The organism is Pseudoalteromonas sp. NC201 (assembly GCF_002850255.1).
Lineage (GTDB): Bacteria > Pseudomonadota > Gammaproteobacteria > Enterobacterales > Alteromonadaceae > Pseudoalteromonas.
The window spans coordinates 2287035-2300174 of sequence record NZ_CP022522.1 but is presented as its reverse complement, the minus strand read 5'-3'; the positions used below and the strand labels follow the sequence as shown (position 1 = coordinate 2300174).

11 protein-coding genes are annotated in these 13140 nt (G+C 46.1%); 5 read left to right on the top strand and 6 right to left on the bottom strand.

Going from position 1 to position 13140, the window contains the following annotated elements:
* Positions 1-7: 7 nt before the first annotated feature.
* Genes PNC201_RS09640 through PNC201_RS09615 form a run of 6 tightly spaced genes read right to left on the bottom strand, consistent with a single transcriptional unit; the run spans position 8 to position 6869 of the window.
* A complete protein-coding gene (locus tag PNC201_RS09640) occupies positions 8-916 on the bottom strand; it encodes a hydroxymethylglutaryl-CoA lyase (RefSeq protein WP_102056923.1) in 909 nt (302 codons plus the stop codon).
* Complete coding sequence (locus PNC201_RS09635) at positions 916-2859, bottom strand: acetyl/propionyl/methylcrotonyl-CoA carboxylase subunit alpha (protein WP_102056922.1); 1944 nt, start codon at positions 2857-2859, stop codon at positions 916-918. Before PNC201_RS09635 ends, PNC201_RS09640 begins: the two co-directional genes overlap by 1 nt.
* 8 nt (positions 2860-2867) lie before the next feature.
* Positions 2868-3650: an enoyl-CoA hydratase-related protein gene (locus tag PNC201_RS09630; protein WP_010604939.1), complete on the bottom strand. Its 783-nt coding sequence runs from the start codon at positions 3648-3650 to the stop codon at positions 2868-2870.
* Between the two features lie 9 nt (positions 3651-3659).
* A complete protein-coding gene (locus tag PNC201_RS09625; protein WP_102056921.1) occupies positions 3660-5267 on the bottom strand; it encodes a carboxyl transferase domain-containing protein in 1608 nt (535 codons plus the stop codon).
* Between the two features lie 9 nt (positions 5268-5276).
* Positions 5277-6452, bottom strand: coding sequence for an isovaleryl-CoA dehydrogenase (locus tag PNC201_RS09620; RefSeq protein ID WP_010378622.1), 1176 nt, complete (start codon positions 6450-6452; stop codon positions 5277-5279).
* A 24-nt stretch (positions 6453-6476) separates the two neighbouring features.
* Positions 6477-6869 (bottom strand): MerR family transcriptional regulator, encoded by a 393-nt coding sequence (locus PNC201_RS09615; RefSeq protein ID WP_010378624.1) that lies wholly within the window; start codon positions 6867-6869, stop codon positions 6477-6479.
* A gap of 314 nt (positions 6870-7183) precedes the next feature.
* Between PNC201_RS09615 and PNC201_RS09610 the strand changes: the two genes are divergently transcribed.
* From PNC201_RS09610 to PNC201_RS09590, 5 genes are all read left to right on the top strand, one after another.
* Positions 7184-8362, top strand: coding sequence for a thiolase family protein (locus tag PNC201_RS09610; RefSeq protein ID WP_102056920.1), 1179 nt, complete (start codon positions 7184-7186; stop codon positions 8360-8362).
* A gap of 96 nt (positions 8363-8458) precedes the next feature.
* Complete coding sequence (locus PNC201_RS09605; protein ID WP_010378628.1) at positions 8459-9949, top strand: CoA-acylating methylmalonate-semialdehyde dehydrogenase; 1491 nt, start codon at positions 8459-8461, stop codon at positions 9947-9949.
* A 107-nt stretch (positions 9950-10056) separates the two neighbouring features.
* A complete protein-coding gene (locus PNC201_RS09600) occupies positions 10057-11214 on the top strand; it encodes an acyl-CoA dehydrogenase family protein (RefSeq protein ID WP_010604935.1) in 1158 nt (385 codons plus the stop codon).
* A 10-nt stretch (positions 11215-11224) separates the two neighbouring features.
* Complete coding sequence (locus tag PNC201_RS09595; protein WP_102056919.1) at positions 11225-12001, top strand: enoyl-CoA hydratase; 777 nt, start codon at positions 11225-11227, stop codon at positions 11999-12001.
* On the top strand, positions 12001-13140 hold the full coding sequence (locus PNC201_RS09590) for an enoyl-CoA hydratase/isomerase family protein (protein ID WP_102056918.1): 1140 nt from the start codon (positions 12001-12003) through the stop codon (positions 13138-13140). The genes PNC201_RS09595 and PNC201_RS09590 overlap by 1 nt, the downstream gene beginning before the upstream one ends.

Here is a 13140-nt window from a genome sequence, read left to right as displayed (position 1 = left end):
TATTGTTTTAAGATTGACAAGTTTGTTTGAGTGCTAAAGACACTTTACTGCTTGGTGTCTTGCCTAGCGCATCACAAATTGTCCATCCTGCTTTTGCTAGCCTTTCTAAATCAATTCCACACTCAATGCCAAGTCCTTGCAGCAAGTAAACTACATCCTCAGTGGCAACATTTCCTGACGCGCCTTTGGCGTAAGGGCAACCACCGAGACCTGCAACGGCGCTATCAACAGTTGCGATCCCCATTTGCAGGGCCGTGTGAATATTCGTTAATGCTTGTCCGTAGGTATCATGGAAATGCACCGCAAGCTTGTTAGCAGGGATATGTTGCAGTAACAAGGTGAGCAGCTGCTGGACTTTTTTAGGCGTACCAACACCTATAGTGTCGCCTAGGCTGATTTCATAACAACCAAGTGACAACAATTGTTTACATACCGCTAAAACTTGCTCTGGTTGTACTTCACCTTGATATGGGCAACCAACCACGCAGCTAACATAACCTCTTACTTTTATGTTGTTTTTTTGTGCAAGTTCAACAACAGGATGAAAGCGTTCAATACTTTGTTCAATCGTGCAGTTGATGTTTTTTTGCGTAAATGCCTCACTGGCGGCAGTAAAAATGGCAAATTCGTCGACTTGATTTTCTAGTGCAAGCTCTGCGCCTTTAAGGTTTGGTGTTAGGGCGCTTATTTCAACGCCTTCACTACGCTCAAAGCCTTGGATCACCGCAGCAGAATCGGCCATTTGTGGCACCCACTTGGGCGACACAAACGCGCCTGCTTCTATGTGCTTGAGACCAGCGTCTTTTAATGCGTTAACCAGCGAGATTTTAGCTTCTGTAGCAACACTGACCTCATTTTGTAAGCCGTCACGTGCGCCAACTTCTACAATTTTGACGTTAGCCGGATACTGAGACATTAGTCTTGCTCCTCAACAATCGCCAGCATATCACCATGACTAACCAGTTCGCCTTCTGCAAAGCAGTATGAAGTGAGCGTGCCATCAAATGGTGCATTGAGCGTATATTCCATCTTCATGGCTTCGATTATCACCACGGCATCGCCTTTATTAACTTGGGTACCGACGGCTAACAAATGCTTAACCACGGTGCCGTTCAATGGCGCTGCCAGCGGTGCAGCTTCGTGCTCATGATCGCTAATGTAATGCTTTGACTTGAGTTCAACGGTATGTTGATACGGGCCATACATAATAGTGATCGCGGTTTCGGTCACAATGGCACTGGCGTGTAACCTTGCACCATCAATCACCACTGTTAACTGGTGTCCATTTAATGCACATTCAATTTGGTGGATTTGCTCGTTAAACGAAACCTTCCAACCACCTTGAGATTGATAGGCACAGGCGACATGATCTGCAAATGGTAAATCCACTTTCGCGGTTTGGTTAAGCCTAAAGCCTAAGTTTCCCCATACCGTGTTTTTACATGGTTGTTGGTGGCTAAGATAGGCCGCACTTGCTAATAACACCATTTTATCCAGCGGCGTATTCGATTGAGTTAGTACCTCAGTTTGCGTGTCGATAAAGTGGGTATCAGGTGCACCTGCTGTAAAAGTAGGGTGGCCTGCTAAGTGATGCAAAAATGCAATATTGGATTTTAAACCACACAGATGTACTTGCTCTAAACTCGATTTTAACTTCAATAAGGCTTGTTCACGATTTTTGCCATGAACAATAAGCTTGGCGATCATAGGATCGTAAAATGGACTGATCTCATCGCCTTGTTGCACGCCTGTGTCAATTCTTACGCCATCTTTGGCTTCAGGAAAGCTAAGATGTGAAAGTACACCTGAAAACGGCATGAAGTTTTCTTCAGGGTCTTCTGCGTAAATACGCGCTTCAAAGCTATGACCAGATAACGAAACCTGCTCCTGAGTCAGCGGTAGCTGTTCACCCGCAGCAACCATCAGTTGCCACTCGACTAAATCGAGATCAGTTACCATTTCTGTCACTGGGTGCTCTACTTGCAGGCGAGTATTCATCTCCATAAAGAAGAACTCATCGCCACATAGTAAGAACTCTACTGTACCTGCGCCACGATAGTTAATCGCTTGCGCACAGCGTACTGCCGCTTCACCCATAGCTTTGCGCATAGCATCACTCAAACCTGGCGCGGGCGCTTCTTCAATCACCTTTTGGTGACGACGCTGTAGTGAACAGTCTCTATCACCAAGGTAAACACAGTTACCGTGACTATCGGCAAAAACTTGTACTTCAACGTGACGAGGCTTATCAACAAACCGCTCAAGCAGTACTAAGTTATTGCCAAAACTCGCCGCAGCTTCACGTTTAGCGCCATGCAGCGCCGATAAAAACTCGCTGCTTTCTCGTACCACGCGCATCCCTTTACCACCACCGCCGTAAGCGGCTTTGATAAGTACCGGAAAGCCGATTTTTTCAGCTTCTGCCTGTAAGAAATCATCTTCTTGTTTGTCGCCATAATACCCAGGGACTAAAGGCACATTAGCGTCATGCATGATTTCCTTGGCACGTGTTTTAGAGCCCATCGCTTCAATAGAGCTTGCCAGCGGACCGATAAACGCAATGTTTGCCGCTTCGCACGCTTTTGCGAATACTTCATTTTCAGACAAAAAACCATAACCTGGGTGGATGCAATCGACGCCCGCCGCTTTGGCGACTTCAAGAATTCGGTCTGCGACCAAATAAGACTCTTTACTTGGTGCCGGACCGATATGATAGGCTTCGTCAGCTGTTTTCACATGCATCGCATTGGCATCTGCATCAGAATAAACTGCCACTGTGGTTAGGCCCAATTTCTTTGCGGTGCGCATCACGCGGCAGGCAATTTCACCACGGTTCGCGACTAGAATTTTAGTTAGCATGTTGACTCCTATTCGCTTGCGGCGGTTTGCCAGCGTGGTGCTCGTTTATCGAAAAAGGCGCTAAGCCCTTCTTGGCCTTCGTCACTTACTCTAATTTCAGCGATACGCTTTGCGGTATGGGCGATCAAAGCTTCATTTATTTCTTTACCAGCAACTTCGCTGATCAGTGCTTTGGCACTTTTCACAGCAGCAGGGCCATTGTTAAGCAAGGTCTCGAGAAAATCCGCTTCGCTTTTTGCTAAATCATCGCTCAATTCGTGAATTAAACCCATTTCTAGCGCCTTTTCACCATCGAATACTTCGGCTGTTAAAAAATAGCGTCGCGCTTGGCGTTCCCCAATGGCTTTAATGACATAAGGACTAATTACTGCCGGAATAAGACCAAGCTTGACTTCGCTTAAACAGAATTTAGAGTTGTGCTCTGCAATGGCGATATCGCAACAGGCGATTAATCCGAGTGCACCGCCAAAAGCTGCACCTTGCACCAAACACAGCGTTGGGTGAGGGCAAGTGGCCAGCACTTGCATTAATTTAGCAAGTTCTAAAGAATCAGCGACGTTTTCGTCATAGTCGTTGTCTGCCATGGATTTCATCCACGCCAGATCAGCCCCCGCTGAAAAGTGTTTACCTTCGGTTTTTAATACCAGCGCTCTGACATCGAGGCCGCTGGCATATTCGATATTCTTAATGAGTTCGGCAATCACCTCCGCATTGAAGGCATTATGTTTTTCTGGGCGACTTAGCTCTAAAATCGCCACTTTGCTTTTTGTTATATTTAAAGTGACAGGCATAAGTGCTCCTTACATTCTGAAGACGCCAAATTTAGACTCTTTTTGCGGCGCATTGCTCGCAGCCTCTAAGGCAAGACCAAGTACTGTGCGCGTATCCGCAGGGTCGATAACGCCATCGTCCCAAAGCCTTGCGCTGGCATAGTATGGGTGTCCTTGCTTTTCGTACTGCTCGATAATTGGCTTTTTAAATTCGCTCACTTCGGCATCGCTCATGCTAAGGCCTTTACGCGCTAAACCATCTTGTTTAACCTGCGTTAATACGCCTGCAGCTTGTTCACCACCCATTACGGAGATCCGTGCGTTTGGCCACATCCACATCATGGTTGGCTCGTACGCTCTACCACACATGCCATAGTTACCAGCACCATATGAGCCGCCAATCAATACTGTAAACTTAGGCACATCAGCACAGGAAACGGCAGTTACCATTTTCGCACCGTGCTTGGCGATACCTTCCGCTTCGTATTTTTGACCAACCATAAATCCAGTAATGTTCTGCAAAAATAGCAGCGGAATATTGCGCTGTGCACAGAGTTGAATAAAGTGTGCGCCTTTTTGCGCGGATTCAGAAAAGAGAATACCGTTGTTTGCTACGATCCCTACAGGGTGACCGTAAATTTCAGCAAAACCAGTCACGAGCGTTTCGCCGAAGTAGCGTTTAAATTCATCAAACTGAGAATCGTCCACGATACGGGCAATGACTTCGCGTACATCGAACGGTTTTTTCAGATCCGTACCGACAATGCCATACACCTCACTGATGTCATAACGTGGTGGTTTGGCATCTTGCAGGAACGGGCGAGTAGGGCGCTGATGGTTAAGGCGTGACACGCACTGTCTTGCGATAGAAAGCGCATGCTCGTCATTTTCTGCATAGTGATCGGCTACACCTGAGACTTTACAGTGAACATCTGCGCCGCCTAAGTCTTCTGCACTCACTTCTTCACCCGTGGCCGCTTTAACAAGTGGTGGCCCTGCCAAGAAAATGGTGCCTTGTTCTTTGACGATAATACTTTCATCGGCCATCGCTGGTACATATGCGCCACCGGCGGTGCATAACCCCATGACCACTGCGATTTGTGGGATCCCCTTTGCAGACATACGTGCTTGGTTGTAGAAAATTCGACCAAAATGCAATTTATCTGGGAACACTTCATCTTGCTCTGGCAAGTTCGCACCGCCAGAATCCACCAAATAGATGCAAGGAAGATGGCAGCGCTCAGCGATTTCTTGCGCTCGTAGGTGTTTTTTTACAGTAATAGGGAAATAGGTTCCCCCTTTTACCGTCGCATCATTTGCCACAATCATGCATTCAACGCCTTTAACGCGTCCGATCCCGGCGACCACACCAGCACAAGGAATATCTTGCTCGTAAACGCCAAACGCGGCGAATTGGCCAATTTCTAAAAACGGCGAGCCCTCGTCAAGCAAGGTTTCAATTCGGTCACGTACAAATAATTTACCGCGACTTTGGTGACGGGCAATAAGCGCTTCACCACCGCCTTGGCTCAGTATGGAGACTTTATCTTTAAGATCAGCAACCAGCGATGCCATTGCATCGCTGTTTGCCTTAAACTGGGGATCATGCGGATTAACCGCAGAATTTAGTACCGTCATGTAGCACTCCTAGCGACTTTCGTTGAATAGCTCACGTCCGATAAGCATACGGCGGATCTCAGACGTACCAGCGCCAATTTCATAAAGCTTGGCATCGCGAAGTAGTCGACCTGTAGGATATTCATTGATATAACCGTTTCCGCCTAGTAGCTGAATGGCATCAAGTGCAAGCTTGGTTGCAAGTTCTGCGGCATATAAAATCGCTCCAGCAGCATCTTTACGAGTGGTTTCGCCACGGTCACAGGCTTTTGCCACGGTATAAACGTATGAGCGTGCTGCGTTCATTTGCGTGTACATGTCAGCAACTTTGCCCTGCACCAGCTGGAATTCACCGATGGATTGGTTAAATTGTTTACGCTCGTGAATATAAGGTACTACCACATCCATACAAGCCTGCATAATACCAAGCGGACCGCCTGCTAACACCACACGCTCGTAGTCAAGGCCACTCATGAGTACCTTAACGCCTTCGTTGTATTCGCCAAGGATGTTTTCTGCAGGTACTTCGCAGTTTTCGAATACCAGCTCACAGGTGTTTGAACCACGCATTCCAAGTTTGTCTAACTTTTGTGCCGTTGAAAAACCAGGGAAGCTTTTTTCGACGATAAAGGCTGTGATCCCACGAGGGCCTGCATTGGTATCCGTTTTTGCGTAAATCACAAAAACGTCGGCATCTGGACCATTAGTGATCCACATTTTATTACCGTTAAGGATGAACTTGTCACCTTGCTTTTCAGCACGCAGTTTCATTGACACCACGTCAGAGCCAGCATTGGGCTCACTCATTGCTAGTGCACCGATGTGTTCACCGCTGATAAGTTTTGGTAGATATTTTTCTTTTTGGGCTTGGTTGCCGTTACGGTTAATTTGGTTCACACATAGGTTTGAGTGTGCGCCGTAGCTTAAGCCAATTGATGCACTCGCACGGCTTATCTCTTCCATTGCGATAACGTGTTCAAGATAACCCATGTTTGAGCCGCCAAATTCTTCAGCGACGGTGATCCCAAGTAGGCCCATTTCGCCAAACTTTGGCCACATTTCGTTTGGAAATGCATTTTCTTGATCTGTTTTTTCAGCAAGTGGGGCAATTTCACTGGTCGCAAAGCTATTCACATGATCACGGATCATGTCTGCTGTTTCGCCTAGTCCAAAGTTTAATTCTTTATATAAAGATACTGTGCTCATCGGTCTTCATCCTGTTGTGAGAGTTTATTTTTCGAGCTCGTGTAGGGTGTCGCGACAACGGCGCTCAGCCGTCACCAGTTCCATTAAGACAACTTTAATGTCGTCCATCTGTTGGCTTAAATCGGCTTTTTTCTCTTCAATGAGTTGCAACATGGTTTTAAGTTGCTTTTCGCTCGATTTGTCGGCGTCGTAAAGCTCAAATAGTCGGCCAGTTTCAGCAAGTGTAAAACCAAGGCGTTTGCCGCGAAGGATCAGTTTTAATCGAACTTTGTCACGTTTTGAGTAAATACGCGTTTGCCCTTGGCGCCTAGGAGAAAGGAGTCCTTGGTCTTCGTAAAAACGAATACTGCGAGTAGTAATATCAAATTCTTTAGCTAACTCGCTGATTGAATAGGTAGGTTCATTAATTTCTTGCATTTTTATTTACACTTACAACGTCACTGATTAGACCAATATAAGTGAAGTTTACGTAAAGGTAAAGTAAGAATAGCAGATCCTTCTTTAGTCTTATAAAAGGAATAATCTGTCCGTTCGAATTGTCATCAAATCTTCATTACAGCTAGAGAAAATAAGCCTTGGAAACAAATTTGTGCAAGTTAGCTTTACACTTTCACTGATCTCGTTTGGCTTGATTTTAGATTTACGTTGGCGTAAACGTAAATATTATGTATGCTCGAATACAGAGTTAATTTTTAACAAGCCAAGATTGGCTTGTAAACAGGAGTTTTGCAATGAGTAACGAAGCTGTTGTCATCGTCGCTGCTAAGCGTACACCAATGGGTGGCTTTATGGGAAGCCTATCTGACGCAACCGCGACAGACTTAGGTGCGACTGCAATTAAAGCAGTAATGAATGAAACAGGCCTTAGTGACGCGAGTATAGACGAAGTTATCATGGGTTGCGTACTACCCGCAGGCCTAGGTCAAGCGCCAGCGCGTCAAGCGATGCTACATGCGGGGCTTGCACGCTCGACGGGAGCAACCACTATTAACAAGGTGTGCGGCTCGGGTCTAAAAGCGGCGATGTTCGCGCATGATCTCATCCGCTCAGGTAGCATTAATTCTGCTATCGCTGGTGGCATGGAAAGCATGACTAACTCACCTTACTTTATTCCAAAAGCCCGTGGCGGAATGCGCATGGGTCATGGCGAAATCAAAGACCATATGATGGCTGATGGCTTAGAAGATGCTTATGACAATAAAGCGATGGGTTGTTTCGCACAAGCTACTGCTGATGAATATGGCATTACCCGTGAGCACATGGATGAATTTGCACTTGGCTCACTAAGTAAAGCAAACGCCGCAATCGAAAATGGCAGCTTTGGCAATGAAATTGCCCCTCATGTAATGAGTACGCGTAAGGGGGATGTTGAGGTTAATACTGACGAGCAACCTGGTAACGCGCGTCCAGACAAAATTCCATCACTTCGCCCAGCATTTAAAAAAGACGGCACTATCACTGCTGCTAACTCTTCGTCTATTTCTGATGGTGCAGCAGCGCTGATTTTAATGAGTGAATCAGAAGCGAAAAAGCACGGTTTGACACCACTTTGTAAGATTGTTGCCCATGCAACTCACTCACAAGCGCCTGCTGAATTTACCGTGGCACCAGTCGGTGCGATGAGTAAGCTGCTTGAAAAAGCAGGTTGGTCGACAGCAGACGTTGACCTTTGGGAAATCAACGAAGCGTTTGCCATGGTGACTATGTTAGCTATCAACGAAATGCAGTTAGATAGCAACAAAGTCAACGTCAACGGTGGTGCTTGTGCACTAGGTCACCCAATCGGTGCAAGCGGTGCACGCATCTTAGTTACACTTATCCATGCACTAAAAAATCGCGGCTTATCAAAAGGCGTAGCGTCACTATGTATCGGTGGTGGTGAAGCTGTAGCGCTCGCGGTAGAAGTGTAAGTTACTGCAATTTATTTCGTTCAAGGGGCGCTGCGTTTTCCATAATTCTAATCATTCACGCAGCGCATAAACTCGTTTTATGGGGAGGAGTGCTTCATGCACCAAGTACCTTTATACATCAACGGTGAATTTTCACAGTCTCAGTCTGACAAATGGTTAGACGTCGTTAATCCGGCTAATCAAGAAGTGTTAGCAAAAGTACCTTGTGCTACTAACGAAGAAGTACAAGCTGCAATTCATTCAGCTCAAGAAGCATTTAAAACGTGGCGTAATGTTCCGGTAACTGAGCGTGCGCGAATTATGATGCGTTATGCAGCGCTTCTTAAAGAGCATCAAGAAGAAATCGCAACCATCATTTGCCATGAACTAGGCAAAACTTTTGAAGATGCGAAAGGTGATGTATGGCGTGGTATTGAAGTGGTTGAGCAAGCATGTAATGCCCCTTCAATGATGATGGGCGAGACGGTAGAAAACGTTGCCCGAAATATCGACACCTATTCATATACCCAACCGCTAGGCGTTTGTGCGGGTATTACGCCATTTAACTTCCCAGCGATGATCCCGCTGTGGATGTTCCCAATGGCAATTGTATGCGGTAACACCTTTGTACTTAAGCCATCAGAGCAAGATCCACTAACGCCAATGCGCTTGGTTGAATTGTTTGAAGAAGCCGGTGCGCCAAAAGGCGTACTACAGGTAGTACACGGTAGTAAGGATCAGGTTGACCAGATCCTTGAAGCGCCGGAAATTCGTGCGATTTCTTTCGTGGGTTCTTGTGGTGTTGGTCAGTACATTTACAGCAAAGGTACGCAAAATCTCAAACGCGTTCAAGCATGTGTCGGTGCGAAAAACCACATGGTTATCATGCCTGATGCGAAAAAAGAACAAGTGATCAATAATCTGGTTGGCTCTTCGGTCGGCGCGGGTGGTCAGCGCTGTATGGGGATCTCAGTTGCCGTGTTTGTTGGGCAATCACAACAGTGGGTAGAGGAACTTAAAGACGCGATGGCGAAGGTTCGTCCCGGCGTTTGGGATGATCCTGAAGCTGCTTATGGTCCGCAAACGACTCCACAGGCTAAAGCGCGCATTCTATCGCTGATTGACAGCGGTAAGCAACAAGGCGCAACGTGTTTGCTAGACGGTTCTGATTTTACAGTTGAGGGTTATGAAAATGGTAATTGGGTAGGTCCAACCCTGTTTTCAAATGTCACAACTGAAATGGATATCTACAAAGAAGAAATCTTTGGCCCAGTTCTTTGCTGTGTCTTTGTCGATAGTTTAGATGAAGCAATTACGCTTATTAATAACAACCCATACGGTAACGGCACCTCATTATTCACTGCAAGCGGTGGCGCAGCACGTAAGTTCCAGCGTGAAATCGAAGTGGGTCAGGTAGGCATTAATATTCCTATTCCTGTGCCATTGCCGTTCTTCTCATTTACCGGTTGGAAGAATTCATTCTACGGCGACCAACACACCTATGGTAAGCAAGGCGTGCGTTTCTATACAGAAACCAAAACGATTACCTCACGTTGGTTTGACGATGAGGCTGTCAGTGGTCCAAATATGAGTATCAATCTTAGATAACTCATATTGCATAGCGTGCTCTGCAGGGGGAGCACGCTATTTTTTACCGAAACGATAAGAATTACCGACACACATTCAGGGTGTCAGAACAGCAAGAGAGGTCTAGCGTGGACTTTAACCTAAACGAAGATCAACAAGCATTTGCCGATATGGCGCACCAATTTGCAATGAGCGAGCTTGCTCCACATGCAGCAAAATGGGATCAAGAGCACATTTTTCCAAAAGACGTAATTCAAAAAGCAGGTGAGCTTGGTTTTTGCGGTCTATATACGCCTGAAGAGGCAGGTGGTCTGGGTTTATCTCGCCTTGACTCAAGTATTATTTTTGAACAACTTTCAATGGGTTGTACAGCGACAACCGCCATGTTGACTATCCATAACATGGCAACGTGGATGATAGCGAGCTTTGCAACGGAAGAAACCAAAGCAAAATATATGGATCAGTTAGTAACAGGTGAGCTACTGGCTTCTTACTGTCTAACAGAGCCTGGTTCTGGCTCTGATGCTGCATCGCTGAAAACAAAAGCAATAAAAGAAGGCGACGAGTACGTTTTGTCTGGCTCTAAGATGTTTATCTCAGGCGCGGGTGAAACTGACGTATTGGTAGTAATGGCAAGAACTGGTGAAGCAGGTCCAAAAGGTATTTCGGCCTTTGTTGTACCTGCCGATGCTGATGGCGTTATTTATGGCAAAGCAGAAGAAAAAATGGGGTGGAACGCTCAACCTACGCGCCTTATCACGCTTGAAAATGTCCGTATCCCAGCTGCCAACCTACTAGGCCAAGAAGGCGAAGGCTTCAAATTTGCGATGCAAGGCCTTGATGGTGGTCGTATTAATATTGCAACTTGCTCGATTGGTACAGCCCAGCAGGCGCTCAATACCGCCAAGCAGTATATGCAAGAGCGTTCTCAGTTTGGTAAACCGTTAGCGGCGTTCCAAGCACTGCAATTTAAAATTGCAGATATGAATACAGAACTTGTGGCTGCACGCCAAATGGTTCGACTTGCAGCATTTAAGCTGGATAGCAACGATCCAGAAAAGACCACTTATTGCGCAATGGCGAAGCGTTTTGCCACTGATGTAGGCACTAAGGTGTGTGATGATGCACTGCAAATTCATGGTGGTTACGGGTATATCAAAGAATATCCACTTGAACGTCATTTACGTGACGTACGTGTTCATCAAATCCTTGAAGGTACAAACGAAATCATGCGTGTAATTATTGCACGTCGGATCTTAGCTGAAGGCGCGGCAAGCGTCCTATAAGGAGAGTATCATGACTGCACAATTAAAACTCGAAAAACAAGGCCATACTGCCGTTGTTACTATGTCAAATCCACCGGCGAATACGTGGACAAAAGACACATTAATTGCACTTAAAAATTTAGTAATCGAATTGAACGCAGATAAAGAAATCTATTCGTTAGTGATCACTGGTGAAGGTGAAAAGTTCTTTTCAGCCGGTGCTGATCTAAACGTATTTGCCGACGGTGACAAAGGAGTCGCTGCGGATATGTCTCGAGTATTTGGTGAGGCATTTGAAACATTAAGCGACTTTAGAGGCGTATCTATTGCTGCTATCAATGGTTTTGCAATGGGTGGCGGTTTAGAAGTAGCACTAGCATGCGATATCCGCATCGCCGAAGCTCAAGCACAAATGGCACTCCCTGAGGCGAAAGTAGGGTTGTTACCTTGTGCTGGCGGCACACAAAACTTGTCTTGGCTTGTGGGTGAAGGCTGGGCAAAACGTATGATTTTATGCGGTGAGCGCTTAAAAGCTGATAAAGCACAGCAAATTGGCTTAGTTGAAGAAGTGGTCGAGCAGGGTAAAGCACTGGAAGCTGCGCTCGAACTTGCTAAGAAAGTAGAAGATCAAAGCCCAGTTGCGGTGACGGCTTGTAAGGCTCTCATTCAAAAAGGCCGCACTGGCACAATCAATAGCGCATTGCCGCTTGAACGCGAACTGTTCGTAACACTATTCGATACGCAAGATCAAAAAGAAGGCGTAAACGCGTTTTTAGAGAAGCGTAAAGCGAATTGGGTAAATGGCTAATGATTGAATTTGAGCTAATAAATCACGAAGAGGCGCCGGTTATATTTGAACAGGCAACGTGCCATAACGGGATGAAAATAGCGCTGGCGACATTAAATGCGCCAAAAGCGTTAAATGCCTTAAACCTCGATATGATCCGTTTGCTCGCGCCACAACTAGACGCTTGGGCAAACGACCCGCAAATAGCAATGGTTATGCTAAAAGGTGCTGGAGAGAAGGCATTTTGTGCCGGCGGCGATGTCGTGAGTTTATATCGCGAAATGTCGTCTGATACGAGTAACGCATTGATCGAAACCTTTTTCAGTGAAGAGTACCGGTTAGATTATCAAATCCATAACTATGATAAGCCAATCCTACTATGGGGTAATGGCATCATCATGGGGGGCGGACTGGGCTTAACGGCTGGCGCAAGCCATAAAGTGATGACCGAAACGTCGCGCATCGCGATGCCGGAAATCACCATTGGCTTATACCCTGATGTGGGAGGGAGCTATTTCCTCAATAAGATGCCAAAGGGCGTTGGACTATTCTTGGGTCTCACCGCTGCAAACATTAACGCTGCGGATGCCAAGCTGGTTGGGCTCGCCGATCATTTTATGGACTCAGAAAAACTGAGCTTACTGTTACAAAACCTAGTTGAAGTGAACTGGGGCAAAACCAATGTATTAAATCATGAAAAGCTTACTCAGTTGCTGTTGTCACTAGATGAAGCGTCTCATGCGCCGCCAAAAAGCGAAATTAAACCGCTTATCAAGGTATTCGAAGCGCTTGATGAGAAAGATACTTTATCAGAGCAGGTTGAGTTTATTTTGGCGTTGGATAGCACTGACAACAAATGGCTAAGCAAGGCACAGGCTGCATTAAAGCATGGTTCACCATTAAGTGCTGCATTGGTTAAAGCTCAGCTCACTAGAAGTGCAGGCAAAACACTAAGAGACTGTTTTAAGCTGGAATTAGGAATGTCGGTAACGGCTGGCGAGTTTGGTGAGTTTCAAGAAGGTGTTCGTGCGTTGCTTATTGATAAAGATGGCAAGCCAAATTGGCGATTTAAATCTGTCGCCGAAGTTACAGACGACGCGGTAGAACGCTTTTTTGCACCTCGCTGGGATGAAAACGATCACCCATTGCGTGACTTATAA